Source organism: Brevundimonas sp. UBA7507 (genome assembly GCF_002478355.1).
In the GTDB taxonomy this organism is placed as follows: Bacteria; Pseudomonadota; Alphaproteobacteria; order Caulobacterales; family Caulobacteraceae; genus Brevundimonas; species Brevundimonas diminuta_D.
In genome coordinates this window covers 130522-148492 of the sequence record NZ_DLNP01000006.1, presented here as the reverse complement: position 1 = coordinate 148492, position 17971 = coordinate 130522, and the positions used below count along the sequence as shown (strand labels likewise).

The following is a 17971-nucleotide window of genomic DNA, read 5'->3' as shown; positions in this document are numbered from 1 at the left end:
GCGGCGGCGGCGGCGGCGGCGGGGGAGCCGCCGGCTCGGCGCCGAACGCATAGCGCAGGCCCAGCGTCACGGTGTGCGACTGGTCATAGTCGCCTTCCAGGGTGCCGAAGGCCGGAGCGGCCGACTGCGTGGTGTCGAAACGCATATCGCCGGTCAGGTAGCGATACGTCAGATCGATGTTGGCGCGGTCGCCCACGGCCCAAGCCAGACCGGCGATCGCCTGAGCGGCGAAACGGGTCGAGCTGTCGTCGGCGGTGAAGGTGACGCCCGGGTTCTGGCGCAGACGGCCGACGGCGTCGGTGCTGACGCGGTTGAAGCCGGCGCCCAGGCCGACGAACGGGCGAATGGTCCAGTCCGGCGAGCCGAAGTCGTACAGGACGTTCGCCATCAACGACATGGACTCAATGTCGCCTTCCGGCGAGTGGCACGGGCCGGTGGCCGGCGTCAGGTTGCACAAACCGTTCGGGCCCGAGACAGCGCGCACCTTGCCAATGTCGCCCGAGCGGTAGCCGCCTTCGAGTTCCATGCGCCAGTTCGGGTTGAAACGGTAGCCAAGGCGAGCGAACGCCGCCCAGCCGTCGTTGACTTCCCAGTTCCAGTTGTGGCCGGTCGCCGACGCTTCCGTATTGATGTCGTCGATGATGTGGTAGCCGGCGTCGATCGCGCCGTACCAGCCATCGGGCTCAGCCGATGCAGCGCCGGCCGCGAACAGCCCCGCAGCAGCGACACTGGCCAGAAGTTTCAGCTTCATGGTGTCCTCACACTCTCTAGTTGATCCGAAAGCCAATGCGATACCGCGAAGGCGCTCGAAAGCCGAACGATATTGCAGTGCAGCGGTTCCACATTTGAGCGTTGAATGTGTCCACTGTGGCGCCATTTCAACATAAATCGGATTACCGCCGCGCATTTGGGCAATACAGCTTCACTGTGCGGATCAGGATGAATGGTAGATGAACCGGCCGTGCTACGACGCCGCCATGAGCGCCTGGACATAGTCGTCGCGCCAGCGGGCGACGTCAGTGTCGCGCACGACCTTCATCAAAGCCTTCCATTTCCGTATCCGCTCCTCCCGCGGCATGGTCAGGGCTTTCTGGATCGCCTCGGACAGCTCCTCGCGGCTGAAAGGATTGACCAGAAGCGCCTCCCCCATCTGTTCGGCGGCGCCTGCGAAGCGCGACAGGATGAGGACGCCGGGGTCTTCAGGATCCTGCGCCGCCACATACTCCTTGGCCACCAGATTCATGCCGTCGCGCAGGGGCGTCACCAGCCCCGCCTTGGCCGCGCGATAGATCCCCGCCAGTTGGTCGCGGCGGAAGGTGCGGTTCAGATAGCGGATCGGCTGCCAGTCCATGTCGGCGTAGGCGCCGTTGACCCGCCCAGCCAGAGCTTCCAGGCGCACGCGCATATCCTGATACGTATCCACCTCATCCCGCGAAATCGGCGTGACCTGCAAAAGGAAAACTTCGCCGCGCAGTTCGGGATTGTCCTCCAGAAACTGTTCATAGCCGAGCAGGCGCTGCTCCAGCCCCTTGGAGTAATCCAGCCGGTCTACGCCGACGATCATGGAACGGAAGGCCGCCGAAGCCGACATCCGATCATAGGTTCGTCGCCCCAGCGGCGAGTCGCGCGCCGCCAGGAAGCCGTCCACATCGATGCCGATGGGGAAAGCCCCCGTCTGAACGCTGCGGCCGAAGGCCTCGACCCGGCCGTCAGCCCGCACCTTGCCTCCCGCCTCGACCTCGACATAACGCTGGAACAGACCCAGCCACTCGCGCGTCTGGAAGCCCAGCAGGTCGAAGTCGAACATGGTTTCCACCAACCGTCGGTGATGCGGCAACGTCACCAGCAGTTGGCGCGCCGGCCAGGGCGTGTGCAGGAAGAAGCCGATGCGGTTCTTCACCCCCAGTCGTCGCAGATCCCGCGCCATGGGAATCATGTGGTAGTCGTGGATCCAGATGACGTCGTCGGGCTGGAGCAGCGGCTGAAGCACTTCGGCGAAACGGCGGTTGGTGCGTTCATAGCCTTCACCGTAGGACCGCTCATAGGCGGTCAGGTCGATACGATGATGGAACAGCGGCCACAGCGTCTTGTTGGCGTAGCCGTTGTAGTATTCGTCGACGTCCTGCGGCTCCAGATCGACGGTGGCGACGGCGACGCCCGCGCGGTCTTCGGTGTTCAGTTCGCCGGTGAAATGCTCGACCGTCTCGCCGGACCAGCCGAACCATAGACCCTCATATTTGCGCAGCGCCGCCGACAGAGCCATGGCCAGACCGCCGGCCGAGCCCGCCGCCGGATCCTTGGGCGCTGAAACGCGGTTGGAGACGACGATCAGGCGGCTCATCGCGCATCCGTCCACGAACGACTGAGCAGGACCGCGCAGTTGATGATGCCGACCAGGGAATAGGTCTGGGGGTAGTTGCCCCACAGTTCGCCGTCCTGGATCGCGATGTCCTCGCTGAGCAGGCCCGCATGGGTGCGGCGGCTGAGCATCTCCTCGAAGATGACGCGCGCCTCTTCGACCCGACCGTTCAGGGCCAGCGCCTCAATGTACCAGAAGGTGCAGAAGTTGAAGGCGGTCTCCGGCTCGCCGAAGTCATCGGCGTGGATGTAGCGGAACAGATAGGGGCCCCGCTTCAGATTGCGCTCGACCGCCTCGAAGGTCTTGACCTGACGCGGGTCATGGGCGTCTAGAAAACCCAGGTCCGTCATCTGCAGCAGGGAGGCGTCCAGCTCCGTCCCGCCGAAGCTGGCGGCGAAGCGGCCCTCGTCCGGCAGATAGGCCTCGGCCTCGATGCGCTCGCGGATGATGCGCGCGCGTTCGCGCCACAGCTCGCAGCGATCGTCCAGCCCCAGATGATGCGCCGCCTTGGCCAGGCGATCGCAGGCCGCCCAGCACATGACCGAGGAATAGGTGTGCACCCGCGCGATGGTGCGGAACTCCCACAGACCTGCGTCGACCTGATCGTGCATGGCGAAGGCGCGATCGCCGACCTTCTCCAACGCGCGAAAGTCCTCGATCGTGCCGGGACGCAACAGCCGGTGATCGAAGAAGGCCTGCACCAGCGGCAGGACGATCTGGCCATAGACGTCATGCTGAAGGTGCTCGTGCGCCTGATTGCCGACGCGCACCGGCTTCATGCCGCGATAGCCTTCGACGCTGTCGACGATGCGCTCGACGATGGCGGGCTCCAGACCCACGCCATAGACCGGCTGAACATGACCGCCCGCCGAGGCGTCGACCAGGTTGCGCAGATAGCCGAGATAGCTCTCGAGGATGTCCGCCGCGCCCAGACGGTTCAGCGCCCGCACCGTATAGTAGGCGTCGCGGATCCAGCAGTAGCGATAGTCCCAGTTGCGTCCGCTCTCCGGAAACTCCGGCACGGAGGTCGTCATGGCGGCGACGATGGCGCCGGTCTCTTCATAGACGCAAAGCTTCAGCGTGATGGCGGCGCGGATCACCGCCTCCTGCCAGTCCAGCGGCAGATAGAGGGTGCGGGTCCAGTGCTTCCAATGGGCGATGGTCAGGTCCAGGGCGGCGGTGACGCCCGCCAGCACCGACTGGTCGTAGCCCTCATCCGGGCCGAGGAAGAAGGCCATCTCCTCCTCCAGGCGGAAGGCGCGTTCGTTCAACACGTGGCTGACCGGGCAGTTGGTGGTCAGGCGCAAGGTCACATCCCTGCACAGATAGCGAATGTGGTTGGAGCCCGAGGTGCGCTCAGCCGCCCGCGCGCCCCAGTCGGTCGACGGACGCAGACGCATGGTGACGCGCGGCGCGCCCGACAGAGGCCGCATCACGCGCGCAAAGGCGATCGGCCGATAGATGCGCGAGTGCTTCAGATGCCGCGGACAGAAATCCAGTATCTCGACCGCCCCGCCGTCCGCCGCCGTCAGCACGGTGCGCAGGACGGCGGTGTTGCGGACATAGGCCTGCTCGACCGCGACCTGCCCCTCCAGCTCGACAGCCCAGAAGCCGTGCTCGGGCGACGCCCCGTCCATCAGGGCGGAAAAGACGGGATCGCCATCGATGCGCGGCGCGCAGGCCCAGACGAACCGCCCCTGCCGATCGACCAGGGCGCTGACCGAACAATTGCCGATGGGGGCCAGATCCAGGTTGGGGGTCATGCCCGCGCCTCCTTCTCCTCTAGAGCGGCCGAGGCCAGAGCGCCGAGCCAGTCGAGCACCGCCTCCACGTTTTCGAGCCGATAGCGGGCCGCCGTCGGCCGATCCGGCCCGACCAGAACGCCGAAACCGCCCAGAGCTTCCGCCGCCTGGAAGCCCGCCTCATCGGTCAGGTCGTCGCCGACCATGACGGGCGTGGCGCCCAAGAAAGGCGCCTCGGCCATGAAGCCCGCGACCGCCGTGCCCTTGTCCGAGCCAGGCGTCTTGAGCTCCAGCACCATCGATCCCGGCTGAAGCGCCAGACCGGTTTCGTCCGCCAGGGCGGTCGCCAAGGCCAGGGCCGCATCGGCCTGACTGGGCGCCTGGCGGAAATGCAACCCGGCAGACAGACCCTTGTCCTCGACCAGGACGCCGGGGCGAGCTTCGGCGAAGTCGTGAAAGGCAGCCAGGGCCGTCTTTACCGAGGGGGCAGGGTCGCGGGCGCTCAGCACGCCGTCGGCGCGACGATGCTCCAGTCCATGCACGCCCGAGGCTGCGCGCGCCGCGCCATCGACGATGCGATCGATTTCGGCCAGGGTGCGGCCGCTGACCACCGCGACCCGGCCGCCCAGAGCGTGGGTCAATTGTTCGACCGTCCGGGTGCGGCGCGGTTCCGGTCCCACGGCGTCCGGCGTCGGCGCCAGCGGGGCCAGAACCCCGTCCAGATCAAGGAAGAGCGCCGCTCCACTCAGACGTTCCGGCGGCGCAGGCAATGGGGGGCGCGCAAACCCCTGTGCAGAAGACATGCGTTTCAAAGTGCTTTCTATGTGTGGACCATACGGCAACGCATGACGCCTGGAATGGTTGTCGCTATTCATCGTTCATTCACCTGAGGCGACGCCATTGTGCCGAACTCTCGAATGAGGCATTTGCCACTGCGCTACGATAGAGCCGCAGAAGCGGCCCCGGCGCCTGGAGCCGTCATGACTGCTTTCTCCGTTCCTTCCTCTCCTGAACAACTCGCCGCCATGTCCGACCGGGCGCGCGAAGTCGTGCGTCTAAACATAGAAGCATTGGAGGCGCTGGAACGTTCGCTGGATTCCTCGATCGCGCGCGCGGCCGACATCATCCTGTCGCGCCCCGGCTATGTCGTGGTGACGGGCATGGGCAAGTCGGGCCACATCGGCGGCAAGATCGCCGCCACCCTGGCCTCGACGGGCACCAACTCCTTCTTCGTCCACCCGGCCGAGATGAGCCACGGCGACCTGGGCATGCTGCGCCCCGACACCACCCTGCTGGCGCTGTCCAACTCGGGCGAGAGCCGCGAACTGCGCGATCCGCTGATCTTCTGCGCGCGCAACGACATTCCGGTGATCGGCGTCACCCAGCGGCCCCAGAGCTTCCTGGGCCGTCATTCCGCCGTCTGCCTGACCATGCCCAAGGTGGCCGAAGCCTGCCCCAACGGCCTGGCGCCGACGACCTCGACGCTGATGTCCCTGGCCATGGGCGACGCCCTGTCCATGGTGCTGATGGACCGACGCGGCTTCACGCGGGAAGATTTCGGCCTGCACCACCCCGGCGGCGCCCTGGGCATGAGCCTGCAGACCGTACGCGAGTGGATGGGCGACAACGCCGCCGCCCCGGCCAGCGTGCCCCTGGACGCCGACTTCGGCGCCGTCGTCTCGGCGATCACCGAAGGGCGCAAGGGGGCGGTCGCCGTCCTGGCCGCCGACGGGGCCCTGGCCGGCATGATCACCGACGGCGACCTGCGCCGCGCCCTCACTCGCGACGTCAGCGCCGTCCGGGCGGAAGACATCATGAGCCGTAGCCCGATCACGGTCGATCCCGAGGCGCGCATGAGCGACGTCGTCGACCTGCTGTCCGCCAACAAGATCAGCAATCTGTTCGTGTTGGAGGATCGCCGCCCGGTCGCCATTATCCACATCGCCGAGCTGATGCAGGCGGGCTACGTCTCCTGATGATCGAGGACGTGCTCTTCGACGCCAGCCGGCTGCTCAGCCGAACCGAGCGCAGCGCCCCGACCGGGGTAGACCGGGTCTGCCTGGCCTATGCCGAATGGCTGATCGAGCACCCGACCTATCGGATGACGCCCGTACGGGCGCGAAAGGATCAGCTGGCGCGCGTCGACAACGAATGGTTCCGCGAACGCCTCGCCGAACTGCGCACCCGCTGGACGGGCCCCGGCGCCGTGACGGAACTGGACCCCGAAGCCCGCAAGCTGTTCGACGCCCTGCGCTCGCCAGACGACGGAGCCTCAATCATAGGACGCGCGCCCGAAGAACAGGCGCCGCCCAAGACCAAGCCGAAGCGGATCTGGAAGCAGTACTTCAGGTCGCGCCGCATCGCCGCACCTCCGTCGGCGCGAGCCTATATAAATGTCGGGCATACGAGCCTGAATACGCCCGACATCCTTACGTCCCTAGCCGGCGGAGGTATTGAGCGGATCATCATGGTCCACGACCTGATCCCCGTGACCCATCCCGAGTTCTGCCGCCCCGGCGACGGTTTGAAGCATGTGCGACGGATGACCAACGTGCTGCGCCACGCTTCGCGGATCATCGTCAATTCCCAGTACACAGCCGACGAACTAAAAGGCTTCGCCGACCTGTCGAACATCGCCGCCCCGCCGATCGAAGTCGCGCATCTGGGACTGGAGCGCACCTTCGACAGCCGCACGACGATCGCCCCCGCTCGCCCCTACTTCCTGCACGTCGGCACGATCGAGGCGCGAAAGAACCTGGCCTTCCTGCTGACCGTCTGGCGCCGGTTGCAGGAAACCATGGGCGCCGAAACGCCGCGCCTGGTCCTGGTCGGCCGATACGGCTGGGAAAACGAGGCCGTGCTGGACCACCTGCAACGCTCGCCCAATCTACGCGGCCTCGTGCACCAGGCCGAAAACCTGCCTGACTGCGCCCTTTCGGCTCTGATGCGGGGCGCACGCGCCATGGTCGCGCCCTCATCGGTCGAAGGCTTCGACCTGCCCGCCGTCGAGGCCAGCGCCATGGGCGTGCCCCTCATCGCCTCGGACATCGCCGCCCACCGCGAACTGGTCCCGCACGCCCGCCTGATCGATCCGCTGGACGGCCTGGGATGGCTGGCCGCGCTTGAGGACTGGACACGCAATTCGCCGGTCGCGCCGCCCTATTCTCCGCCCAACTGGGAGCAGCATTTCGATGTCGTCCAGCAACGGGTGCTGTCCGCCTCTGGCGGCGCAGCCGCCTGAAGGGTAAGCATCTGATGGAACTGAACCGAGGCCCTATGTCCAGAACCGCCGCCAGCCTGCTCATCGTCGCTCTTCTGGCCGGGTGCTCGACCCTGCCCCGCGACGGGCCGTCCGGCCGCAACGTGGTTCAAGGCTCGTCCTCCCCGGAGCGGGCGGGCGATTATGCGCTCGTCGATCTGGACTTCGCACTGAGCGAACGACTGAAGGCGGCGCCCCCGCCGTCCTTCTCAAGCTTGGCGCTCGCCTCCAGCGAAGCGCCTACGGATGTGATCGGCGTCGGCGACACCCTTGCCGTCAGCATCTTCGAACCCGGCGGCAGCCTGTTCGGCGGCGGCTCGTCAAGCGACGGCGCCAGCAGCGGCAACCAGACCCTGCCGCCGTTGATGGTCAACCGAAACGGCGCCGTCCCGATCCCCTTCGCCGGCGAAGTGCCCGTGCAAGGCCTGACTCCATCACAAGCCTCGGCGGCCGTGCGCCGCGCCCTGGTCGGCAAGGTCGCCAATCCCCAGGTGATCGTCACCATCGCGGGTAACGCTTCCAACGCCGTCACCGTGCTTGGGGACGTGCGCAGCCCCGGACGCCAGCCTCTATCCGCCAACAGCGACCGCATCCTCGACGTCATCGCCGCCGCCGGCGGCCCGTCGCGTTCGCTGCACGACATCGACGTGCGCATCCAGCGCGACGGCAAGGTCTATACGGCCCCGATGTCGATCGTCACCACCGAGTTCAACGAGAACGTGCGCCTGCAGCGGGGCGATCAGGTCAACCTGGTCTACAAGCCTCGCCGCTTCAGCTCCTTCGGCGCCTTCAACGCTGTGGCGCGCAGCGAACTGCCTCCCGGCCCGCTGACCCTGGCCGAAGCCCTCAGCGGCGTCGGCGGCCTGGATTCCAACATCGCCAATGCCCGTTCGGTTCTGGTTTTCCGTTTCGAGCGGCCGGAAGTGGCGCAGGCCCTAGGCATCCAGCAGCCCGTCACCTCGCGCGGGGTGCCGGTAGTCTATCGCCTGAACCTGAACGAGGGCGAAGGCTTCTTCATCGCCAGCAATTTCCAGATGCAGTCGGACGATCTCATCTACACGCCGCGTGCAGGCGCGGCTGAGATGCGCAAATTCTTCGAAGTGGTCCAGAGCATCACCCGCGTCGTCTATGACGTCTCGGTCACCGGCAACCTGAGCCTGAACTAAAGGCGATGCTGAGCCGCTTCGGACGCCGCCGCGACGACCGAGGCGGCGAGCAGGCTGTCGTGCCTTCTGACGCCTTGTCGGACGGCGTGGACAGCCTGCTTGCGGAAATCGCCGCCATAGAGGCGGCGGCGTGCGACGTCTATGGCCGTCACGGCTTGCCCGCCCAGCCGGGTCAGTATCGTCGACAGGGCGAGAACGGCGCCTGGGAGAAACTGGCGGATCAACTCACCCCTGCCGAGAAATGGTCGATGATCCAGGCTGCGCCGCCCGAAGAAGGCTGGCGCTTCGCCTCGCTGGACGGCATAGGCGCGCGCTCTACGATCCCTGAGATACGACATGCCTCCGCCGTGCTGGCGGCCTGTCGCGGCCTGCGTCAGAGACTGACCGACGCCGAACCCATAACGCCGCAGGACCTGGCCGACGCCATCCGCCTGGGCGCCGCCTGGCGTCGCCTGGACGCCGAAAGCGCCGCTTCTCCCCTGCTGTTCGAACCGCCCGCCAGCAGCCGCTAGGCGGACGCCAGCCCGGTCGCCGCGGCGAGCAGCTCGAGCGAGCGCACGCGGGCGGCCGGATCCCAGATCTGGCTGGTCAGCATCAGCTCGTCCGCGTCGGTCTGGGCGATGAAGGCGTCGAGGGCCGCCTTGGCCGTCGCTGGCGCGCCCACCGCCGAACAGGCCAGGGCGGCGTCGATCATGCCGCGCGCCGCGCCGTCCAGCCGCTCGTAATAGCCCTCGACCGGCGGCGGCAGCTTGCCCGGACGGCCGGTTCTCAGGTTGACGAACGCCTGCTGGACCGAGGTGAACAGCAGCCGCGCCGCCTCGTCCGTCTCGGCCACGAAGGCGTTGTATCCCAGCATGACATAGGGTTTTTCCAGATGCGGCGACGCACGGAAGGTCTGGCGATAGATGTCGAGGGCCCGCATCATCTCGCCCGGCGCGAAATGGCTGGCGAAGGCGTAAGGCAGGCCCAGGTGCGCCGCCAGCTGCGCGCCGTAGGTCGATGAGCCGAGGATCCAGATCGGCACGGCCTGACCCTCGCCCGGATTGGCGATGATGCGCTGATCCGGCGTGGCGGGCGCGAACCACTGCATCAGCTCCATCACGTCCTGCGGGAAGGCGTCATGGTCGCCCTGAAGCGTGCGACGCAAGGCGCGCGCCGTCGCCTGATCCGATCCAGGCGCGCGGCCCAGGCCCAGGTCGATCCGGCCGGGATGAAGGGCGTTAAGGGTGCCGAACTGTTCGGCGATGACCAGGGGGGCGTGGTTGGGCAGCATGACCCCGCCGGCGCCGACGCGGATGGCCTTCGTCGCCGCCGCCACCGCGCCGATGACGATGGAGGTCGCGGCGCTGGCGATGCCCGGCATGTTGTGATGCTCGGCCAGCCAGTAGCGGCTGTAGCCCAGCCGTTCGGCGTGGCGGGCCAGATCAATGGTATTGGCGAGCGCCTGCCCCACGTCGGAGCCTTCCGGCACGGGGGCGAGGTCGAGAATGGACAGAGGGATCATCCGACCGATATGGGGCCGCTTTTCAGCGACGCCATACCGGCCGTGACGATCAATCGTCTATGGGCGGGCGCTTATTGACCGGCGGGGCAGTCGCCGATGCGCTCGGCGGTCATGGTGACCTTGGTCTGGGCCATCTGCGGCGTCGGGGCCGGGTCCATCTTGGTCGTGACCTCGGTGACGTAGCGGCTGTTGAAGTCGCCGGTCACGCGGATGGTGGAGTCGGCCTTCATATTGCCCGGCAAGGTGCAGGACGAGGTGGCGACCATGGCGTCGCCCTCACGCGCGAACGGCTTGGTCGTACAGTCGGCGCCCGGCTGCTGGGCGTTGGCCGGAGCCTCCAGCTTGGCTTCCTTGATGCAGACTTCCTGCGGCGGGACGGCGGTGCCGCCCGGCATGCCTTCCATGGCCGTGGAAACGCGCCACAGGCCCGGCTTGGGCGCATCGAGCGTCGCCGGCGCAGCGGCCGTCGAAGCGGTCTCAGCCCCGTCGGCGGCCGGAGTTTCGGCCTTGTTGTTGTTTCCGCAGGCCGACAGACCCAGCAGGCAGGCGACGGCGACGCCGCCGATAATCGCTGAACGCATGGAGCGCTCCCCTCTCGTTAAGAACCGAGGGGTCAACGCCGGTCTGGCTTAACGGTTCACGCGGATGTGAGATTCAGTCGAGGACGACGCCCGTGGTGCGCATGATCTCGGCGCGCAGCTCGGGCAGGCCGAAGCCCTTTTCCGACGAGGTGACGGCGACGTGCGGATAGGCGGCCGGGCGCTTGGAGATGGCCTTCAGCGTCGCCGCCTGGACCTTTTCGGCCTCGCCCTTCTTCAGCTTGTCGGCCTTGGTCAGGACGATCTGATAGGAGACGGCCGACAGGTCCAGCGCATCCAGGGCCTCGTCGTCCACCTTCTTCAGGCCGTGGCGGGCGTCGATCAGCAGATAGACGCGCTTCAGCGTCACCCGGCCGCGCAGATAGTCGCGACCCAGATCCTGGAACTTCTTGACCGTGGTCTTGGACGCCTTGGCCCAGCCGTAGCCGGGCAGATCGACCAGACGCATCCGCCCGTCCAGGTCGAAGAAGTTGACCTCGCGCGTGCGGCCCGGCTCGTTGGAGGCCCTGGCCAGCTTGTGCATGCCGACCAGGCCGTTGATCAGACTGGACTTGCCCACATTGGAGCGGCCGGCGAAGGCGATCTCGGGCAGGTCCGGAGTCGGCAGCTGCTCGATCTTGGCGCAGCCCAGGACGAAGCTGGCCTGGCGCGCGAACAGGACGCGCGCCGCCTCGATCTCGACGTCGGAGTATTCCCCGACCTTGGGCTCGTCAGACGCGTCCAACCGATCAGGCCTTCTTGAAGCGGGCGAGGAAGGCGTCGATCGGGTTCTCGGCCTTGAAGCGATGCATGATCACATACTGCTGGATGATCGACAGCACGTTGTTCCACGCCCAGTAGATCAGCAGGCCGGCCGCGAACGGGGCCATGATGAAGGTGAAGACGATCGGCATCAGGGCGAAGATCTGACGCTGCATCGGATCCTGCGCCGGCGGGTTCATCGCCATCTGCAGCCACATGGTGAAGCCATAGACCAGGGGCAGCACGCCCAGGTGCAGCGGGCCGTTCAGGATGCCGCCCAGGATGGGCAGGGTCGCCGGATCCCACGGAATGGCGCCGAACAGGTTCCAGATCGTCGAAGGGTCGCGCGCCGACAGGTCGCGGATCCAGCCGAAGAAGGGCGCGTGACGCATTTCGATGGTCACGAACAGCACCTTGTACAGGGCGTAGAAGACCGGGATCTGCACCACCATCGGCAGACAGCCCGCCAGCGGATTGATCTTCTCCCGCTGATACAGGGCCATCATCTCCTGCTGCTGCTTCTGCGGTTCGGAGCCGTGCTTCTTCTTGATCTCCTCCATCTTGGGCTGGAGGTTCCGCATCTTCGAGAGGCTCTCGTAGGACTTGTTGGCCAGCGGGAAGAGGATCAGCTTGACCACCACCGTCAGGGCCAGGATGGCCAGGCCGAAGTTGCCCAGGACGCCGTAGAAGAACTCCACCACCGTGAAGATCGGGCGCGTCAGGAACCAGAACATGCCCCAGTCGATAGCGTAGACGAAGCGCGGCAGGTTCAGCGACTGCTCATAGGCCTTCAGCACCTCGGCGCGCTTGGCCCCGGCGAACAGACGCTGGGTCTCCTCGATCTGGCGGCCCGGCTGGATGGTGTGGGTGGCGCCCAGCATGGCGGCTTCGTGGATGTTCATCCCCTGGGCGTCGCGCACCGAGAAACGGCCCTCGATGGTCTCGTCCTGGGTGGGGATCAGGGCCGCCAGCCAGTATTTGTCGGTGATGCCCAGCCAGCCGCCGGTCGACTGGTTCTCGATGCGCGGCTTCTTGGCCCAGTCCTTGTACTTGACCTGTTCGGTCGAATAGCCGTCCCCGTCGCCGAAGGTGCCGATGGCGCCTTCGTGCAGGATCATCTGCTTGCCCAGATCGACCGGAACGCCCTGGCGCTCGACGCGGCCGTAAGGAGCGATGGCGATGGCCTGGGTTCCCAGGTTGGCGACCGTATCCTTGACCGTGAACATGTACTGGTCGTCGATCGAGACGACGCGCGTGAAGCGCAGGCCCGAACCGTTGTCCCAGGTGAGTTCAACCGGGGTGGTCGGCGTCAGGGTCGAGCCCTTGGTCAGGCGCCAGACGGTGTTGGGGCCGGGTACGCCGCCGGCGACATTCGGGCCGCTCCAGCCGAACTGGGCGAAATAGGCGTGCTCCATGCCCTGCGGACGGAACAGCTCGACCGGGGGCGAATTCTTGTCCAGCGTTTCCTTGTAGTTCGTCAGGTACAGGTCGTCGATGCGCGCGCCCTGCAGCGACAGCGAGCCTTTCAGGGTCGGGGTCTGGATCGGCACCCGCGCGACCGTGCCCAAGGCCTGGGCGCGATCCTTGATGAAGACGCCCGGCGCGGCGCCCGACGGCGTCAGGCCGGCGTCGGCCGAAGCCTCGCGCGCCTTCTGCTGCTCGGCGGCGACGATCTGCGCCTGGCGGCGGCTCTCGGCCTGCGGGCGCATCACCATGAAGTAGTAGACGCCCATGATCAGGGCCGCGCACACGAAGAAGATGATGGTGTTGCGCGAGTTCTCGTTCTGCATCGGGATCAGCGGTCCTGGTCGGCGGGGCGCGGGTCGGGGGCGGCGCGGGCGGTCGAAACGGCCCGGTCTCCCATATCGGAAGCCGTGCGCGGGGTTGCGAGCCTTGTAAGGGCCGATTTCACATCGTCAAGCAAGCGATCCCAGTCGCGGTCCGCCGTGCCCATGCGGGCGATGAACACATAGTCGCATCCCGCCCGCCCGTGCAGGGGCGTCAGCAGGCGCGCAGCTTCGCGTAGACGGCGCTTGGCGCGGTTGCGCACGACGGCGCCGCCGATCTTGCGGGTGGCGGTGAATCCCAGGCGCACCGTCGGGTCGCCGTCGGCGCGATCCAGTTGCTGGACCACCACGGCGCCGCGAGCCTGAGAAACGCCTTTGGCGGCCGCCAGAAACTGGGGCCGCCTCAACAGGCGATCGATTTTCATCAGATCGGTCATGCGCCCGCCCTGAAGGGTAATGGGCGCGTGACGTCAGGCCGTCAGGCGCTTGCGGCCCTTGGCGCGGCGACGCGCGACAATCTTTTGACCGTTCTTGGTGGCCATCCGAGAACGGAAGCCGTGACGGCGCTTGCGCACGAGTCGCGACGGCTGATAGGTCCGCTTCACGGTCGGCTCCGGGTTACTGGGGTTGGCGACAGACACAAGCGTCAGCCGCGAGAGAGGCGGGCGTATAAGCGGCGACAGGACGAGAGTCAACGCCGAAGCCGCTTTCCCGCAATTCCGGCAGGGGCGCGCAGCGCAAGGAAATCCGCTAAGGATGCCGGAACGAAGAAGACGGAGCGCGGCTTGGACCGGGTCAAAAGATTTCTGCCCCTGGCCGTGTTGCTGGCCGCTGTCGCCCTGATCTTCGGCATGGGCTGGAATCGCTATCTGTCGCTGGATACCCTGCGCGAGCACGGAACGGCGCTGGAGGCCCTGACCGCCCAGCGCTACCTGCTGATGCTGGGCGCCCTGATGCTGATCTTCAGCCTGCTGACGGCCAGCGTGGTGCCGGGCGTGGTCTTCATCACCGTGACGGCGGGCTATCTGTTCGGGCCGTGGGTCGGCGGCGTCGCCACCGCCTTCGCCGCCACCGTCGGCGCCCTGGCCGTCTACTATGTGGGGCGCACCGCCCTGGGCGATTCCCTGCGCCGCCGCGCCGCCGCCGATACGGGCCTGTTGAACAAGGTCTGCGCCGGGGTGGACAAGAACACCTTCTGGTACGTGCTGGTCGCGCGGCTGGTGGTCACCGTGCCCTTCCACATGATCAATGTGGCGGCGGGCGTGATGGCGGCGCCGCTGCGCCCCTATGTCATCGCCACCTTCATCGGCCTTTTGCCCGCCCACACCATCTATTGCTGGATCGGCGACAGCCTGCACGACGTTCTGGTCACGGACCCGAATCCTGACATTCGGAGCCTGTTCGCGGAATTCTTCTGGCCTCTGATGGGAGTCGCCTTCCTGTCCATGCTGCTGCCCCTGCTGCTCAAGCTGGCCCAGAAGCTGCGTGCGCGCCCCCGCATGGAGGCGTCATGACCGAACGCGAGGCCCTTCCGACGGAGCTTCAAACGCCGCTGGCCCCGACGACGACGGCCAGACCGCCTGCGACATCGCCCGCACCATGGCGCGTCCTGCGCCAGCGGCTGCAGCCCCGCGCGCCCGACGGCCTGTCCAGCCGCCTGCTGCTGCTGACCGTCGCTTTCACCCTGGCGGTCGCCGCCCTGATCATCGTACCCAGCGCCGCCTCCTTCCAGGAGCGGTGGCTGATGGACCGGCTGCAGGCGGCCGAACTGGCCTCGGTCGGGGTCGAGGCCCTGCCCTATTCCGCCGTCGAGGACTCCACCGCCGAACAGCTGCTGAGCATCGGCGGGGTGCAGTCGGTCGTCATCGGCGAACAGGGGGTGCGGCGACTGCTGCTGCAAGCCCCCAACCTGCCGCGCGCGCCCGAACTGATCGACCTGCGCCAGCGCAACGTCGGGGCGCGGCTGCTGGACCCGTGGAAGACCCTGTTCGGCCACCCCGACCGTTCGCTGCGGGTGCAGGCGGCGCCGCGGTATCGCTCGGGCGATCTGGTCGAGATCCTGGCCCCCGCCCAGCCGCTGAAGAAGGAGCTGGAGAGCTTCCTGGTCAACAGCCTGATGATGTCGCTGCTAATCGCGGCGGTGGCGGGCGGCCTGCTGTACGCCGCCCTGTCGATGCTGGTGTTGCAGCCCCTGCGGCGCGTCACCCGCTCGATCGAACGCTTCGCCGCCAATCCGGAAAGCCCGGCCGAAACGCCCTCGGACCGTCAGGACGAGATCGGCCGAGTCGAACGCGAACTGGCCCGGATGCAGGAGGAGGTGCGCCAGTCCCTGCGCTCGCGCGCCCGCCTGGCGGCGCTGGGCGAGGCGGTGGCCAAGATCAACCACGATCTGCGCAACATGCTGACCTCGGCCCAGATGGCGTCCGAGCGGCTGTCGACCTCGTCCGACCCCCTGGTGGCGACCGCCCTGCCCCGGCTGGAGCGGGCGCTGGACCGGGCCTCGACCCTGGCGCGCAACGTCCTGGCCTACGGCAAGACCGAGGAGCCCGCGCCCCAGCTTCAGAAGATGCTGCTGGCCCGTGCGGTGGCGGCCGCCGCCGAGGACGCGGGGCTGGAGCCGGACGGCGTGCGGCTGGTGCGCGACCTGCCCGCCCGCTTCACCGTCAACGCCGACCCGGACCAACTTCACCGCATTCTGGTCAATCTGATGCGCAACGCCCGCCAGGCCATCGAGACCGCGCCCCAGAGCAAGGACAAGAGCGGCAAGGGCGCCGTCACCGTCAGCGCCGAGACCCGCGACGGCATGGCCGCCGTCACCGTGCGCGACGACGGCCCCGGCATTCCGCCGCGCCTGGCCGATCGCCTGTTCGAGCCCTTCGTCAGCGGCGGCGGGGCCGACGGCACGGGCCTGGGCCTGACCATTTCACGCGAGCTGGCGGCCAACCACGGGGGCGCCCTGACGCTGCTGGACACCGGGCCGCAGGGCACGCGCTTCGAGCTTCTGTTGCCGCTCTAGGGCGCCGGACGGCAGCCTTACGCCGTCCCGGACGTTGTTTCCTTTGAACGCCGAAAGCGCCAAGCTTGCGGTCCTTCTTATTCCTCCTGCCAGGAGCGCACTATGACCCGCCCCCTGTCCTCGCAAATCCGACCCGTCCGTCCCCTGGCGGCGCTGATGCTGACCACGACCCTGGCCTTCTCGCTGACGGCCGGCTCCGCCTACGCCCAGAGCCAGAGCCAGACCCGTCCGCAACCGGCGCCGAAAGATCCCGTGGCCGAGATGTTGCTATCCAAGGGCGAGCGTTATCGCCGCGCGCCGGATTCGGCCCAGGATCCCGACGAGCTGCGCCAAACCCAGGCCCTGAACGCCGAGATTGTGGCCCAGAACGACCTGGCCGAGAACGAAGACCGCGCCAATCAGGCCGCCCAGGCCGAGGCCCAGCGGCGCTGGCAGGCCGAAGTGGCGCAGACGGAAGCGCAGGCGCGGGCCGATCGCGAACGACATGAGGCGGATCTGCGCGCCGCCGACGAGGCCCAAGCCCGCTATGAGCGCGACATGGCCGACTGGCGCGCCACCGCCGCCGCCTGTCAGCGCGGCGACACCGCGCGCTGCAACGCGGGCCGCAAGACGCCGAACTGAGGCTTCAGACAAGGAAAGGGCGCCGCCGACCTGCGTCGGGGCGCCCTTTTTCTCGCTTGCCGCTGGACCGGATCAGACCTCTGCGGATTCCGTGCGGCGCTTCATCATGTTGTCGAAGCTGTCCCAGACGCCGTCAGCGCCGTGCCAGGCGCCTTGCGTGGCGGCCTTGGAGTATTCGGTGGCGCGCGCCTCGAAGAAGTTGGCGTGCTCGACGCCCGACAGCAGAGCCTGCAGCCACGGCAGCGGATTCTCGGTCACGCCATAGACTTCCGGCAGATGCAGCTGACGCAGGCGCCAGTCGGCGATGAAGCGGATATAGGCTTTGATGTCGTCCGGCGTCATGCCGTTCACCGGGCCCATTTCGAAGGCCAGATCAATGAACTTGTCCTCCATCTCGATCACCGTCTTGCAGCAGTCGACGATGTCGTCGGCCACGGCCTTGGTGACGGCGCCCGTCTCCTTGTTGAAGGCGTGGTACAGCTTGATGATGCCTTCGCAGTGCAGGCTCTCGTCGCGCACCGACCAGGACACGATCTGCCCCATGCCCTTCATCTTGGACTGGCGTGGGAAGTTCATCAGCATGGCGAAGCTGGCGAACAGCTGCAGCCCTTCCGAGAAGCCCCCGAACATGGCCAGGGTGCGGCAGATGTCGGCGTCGCTGTCGACCCCGAACTGGCCCATGTAGTCGTGCTTGTCCTTCATGGCCTCGTATTCCATGAAGGCGCCGAACTCGCTCTCCGGCATCCCGATCGTCTCGAGCAGCAGGGCGTAGGCCGCTATATGGATGGTCTCCATATTGGCGAAGGCGGCCAGCATCATCTTCACTTCGGTCGGTTTGAACACCCGGCCGTAGCGCTCCATGTAGTTGTCCTGCACCTCGATGTCCGCCTGGGTGAAGAAGCGGAAGATCTGGGTCAGCAGGTTGCGCTCGCCGTCGTTCAGATTGGCGGCCCAGTCCTTGACGTCCTCGCCCATCGGGACTTCTTCCGGCATCCAGTGGACCTGCTGCTGCTTCTTCCACATGTCGAAGGCCCACGGATAGCGGAAGGGCTTGTAGGCGGCCGAGGGGGTCAGCAGACCGGGCGTGCCGGGACGAATGATCGTGGCGGGAGCGTTCATCGAAGAAGACCTGGGGCGAATCCGGAAGAAGTGCGTTTCACCATGCGTCCGCCGGCGC

General features: G+C 67.1%; 18 protein-coding genes. 7 read left to right on the top strand and 11 right to left on the bottom strand.

Features of this window, described 5'->3' with window-relative positions; all coding sequences use genetic code 11:
- The 4 genes from B3D50_RS04635 to otsB form a co-directional block, all read right to left on the bottom strand.
- Nucleotides 1–751, bottom strand: a 751-nt coding sequence (locus tag B3D50_RS04635; RefSeq protein WP_286949702.1) for an outer membrane protein, incomplete at its 3' end; no start/stop codon positions are given.
- Nucleotides 752–964: 213 nt separating this feature from the next.
- A complete protein-coding gene (locus B3D50_RS04630; RefSeq protein WP_286949700.1) occupies nt 965–2341 on the bottom strand; it encodes an alpha,alpha-trehalose-phosphate synthase (UDP-forming) in 1377 nt (458 codons plus the stop codon).
- Nucleotides 2338–4122 carry a glycoside hydrolase family 15 protein gene (locus B3D50_RS04625; protein WP_286949698.1) on the bottom strand — a complete coding sequence of 595 codons (1785 nt, stop codon included), beginning with the start codon at nt 4120–4122 and terminating at the stop codon, nt 2338–2340. The genes B3D50_RS04630 and B3D50_RS04625 overlap by 4 nt, the downstream gene beginning before the upstream one ends.
- Entirely contained in the window at nt 4119–4904 is a 786-nt protein-coding gene (gene otsB, locus B3D50_RS04620; protein WP_286949696.1) for a trehalose-phosphatase, read from the bottom strand. The genes B3D50_RS04625 and otsB overlap by 4 nt, the downstream gene beginning before the upstream one ends.
- Nucleotides 4905–5081: 177 nt before the next feature.
- On the opposite strand from otsB, the gene B3D50_RS04615 reads away from it, so the two are divergent.
- From B3D50_RS04615 to B3D50_RS04600, 4 genes are read left to right on the top strand one after another with little or no spacing between them, the layout of a single operon-like run.
- A complete protein-coding gene (locus B3D50_RS04615) occupies nt 5082–6077 on the top strand; it encodes a KpsF/GutQ family sugar-phosphate isomerase (RefSeq protein WP_286949694.1) in 996 nt (331 codons plus the stop codon).
- A complete protein-coding gene (locus tag B3D50_RS04610; protein ID WP_286949692.1) occupies nt 6077–7342 on the top strand; it encodes a glycosyltransferase family 4 protein in 1266 nt (421 codons plus the stop codon). The genes B3D50_RS04615 and B3D50_RS04610 overlap by 1 nt, the downstream gene beginning before the upstream one ends.
- A gap of 35 nt (nt 7343–7377) precedes the next feature.
- Complete coding sequence (locus B3D50_RS04605; RefSeq protein ID WP_286949690.1) at nt 7378–8526, top strand: polysaccharide biosynthesis/export family protein; 1149 nt, start codon at nt 7378–7380, stop codon at nt 8524–8526.
- 5 nt (nt 8527–8531) lie between these two features.
- Nucleotides 8532–9038 (top strand): hypothetical protein, encoded by a 507-nt coding sequence (locus tag B3D50_RS04600; RefSeq protein WP_286949688.1) that lies wholly within the window; start codon nt 8532–8534, stop codon nt 9036–9038.
- Here B3D50_RS04600 and B3D50_RS04595 read toward each other — a convergent pair.
- From B3D50_RS04595 to rpmH, 6 genes are all read right to left on the bottom strand, one after another.
- Nucleotides 9035–10030 (bottom strand): LLM class flavin-dependent oxidoreductase, encoded by a 996-nt coding sequence (locus tag B3D50_RS04595; RefSeq protein ID WP_286949686.1) that lies wholly within the window; start codon nt 10028–10030, stop codon nt 9035–9037. The two genes, B3D50_RS04600 and B3D50_RS04595, sit on opposite strands and share 4 nt — an antisense overlap.
- A gap of 71 nt (nt 10031–10101) precedes the next feature.
- The gene (locus tag B3D50_RS04590) at nt 10102–10611 is read right to left on the bottom strand and encodes a DUF3617 domain-containing protein (RefSeq protein WP_286949684.1); all 510 of its coding nucleotides are present in this window, start codon (nt 10609–10611) and stop codon (nt 10102–10104) included.
- Nucleotides 10612–10684: 73 nt separating this feature from the next.
- Nucleotides 10685–11353, bottom strand: a complete 669-nt coding sequence (gene yihA / locus B3D50_RS04585; protein WP_286949681.1) for a ribosome biogenesis GTP-binding protein YihA/YsxC — start codon at nt 11351–11353, stop codon at nt 10685–10687.
- 4 nt (nt 11354–11357) lie between these two features.
- The gene (gene yidC / locus B3D50_RS04580; protein WP_138142017.1) at nt 11358–13160 is read right to left on the bottom strand and encodes a membrane protein insertase YidC; all 1803 of its coding nucleotides are present in this window, start codon (nt 13158–13160) and stop codon (nt 11358–11360) included.
- 5 nt (nt 13161–13165) lie between these two features.
- The gene (gene rnpA, locus B3D50_RS04575) at nt 13166–13594 is read right to left on the bottom strand and encodes a ribonuclease P protein component (protein WP_040344591.1); all 429 of its coding nucleotides are present in this window, start codon (nt 13592–13594) and stop codon (nt 13166–13168) included.
- Between the two features lie 33 nt (nt 13595–13627).
- Nucleotides 13628–13762: a 50S ribosomal protein L34 gene (gene rpmH, locus B3D50_RS04570; RefSeq protein WP_003164000.1), complete on the bottom strand. Its 135-nt coding sequence runs from the start codon at nt 13760–13762 to the stop codon at nt 13628–13630.
- 180 nt (nt 13763–13942) lie between these two features.
- Between rpmH and B3D50_RS04565 the strand changes: the two genes are divergently transcribed.
- From B3D50_RS04565 to B3D50_RS04555, 3 genes are all read left to right on the top strand, one after another.
- The gene (locus tag B3D50_RS04565; RefSeq protein WP_088411018.1) at nt 13943–14671 is read left to right on the top strand and encodes a TVP38/TMEM64 family protein; all 729 of its coding nucleotides are present in this window, start codon (nt 13943–13945) and stop codon (nt 14669–14671) included.
- Entirely contained in the window at nt 14668–16173 is a 1506-nt protein-coding gene (locus B3D50_RS04560; protein WP_286949679.1) for a sensor histidine kinase, read from the top strand. The genes B3D50_RS04565 and B3D50_RS04560 overlap by 4 nt, the downstream gene beginning before the upstream one ends.
- Before the next feature lie 102 nt (nt 16174–16275).
- Nucleotides 16276–16794: a cell wall hydrolase gene (locus B3D50_RS04555; protein ID WP_286949678.1), complete on the top strand. Its 519-nt coding sequence runs from the start codon at nt 16276–16278 to the stop codon at nt 16792–16794.
- Nucleotides 16795–16866: 72 nt separating this feature from the next.
- Here the strand turns inward: B3D50_RS04555 and B3D50_RS04550 are convergent, their stop codons facing one another.
- The gene (locus B3D50_RS04550) at nt 16867–17913 is read right to left on the bottom strand and encodes a ribonucleotide-diphosphate reductase subunit beta (RefSeq protein WP_286949676.1); all 1047 of its coding nucleotides are present in this window, start codon (nt 17911–17913) and stop codon (nt 16867–16869) included.
- Nucleotides 17914–17971 lie beyond the last annotated feature (58 nt).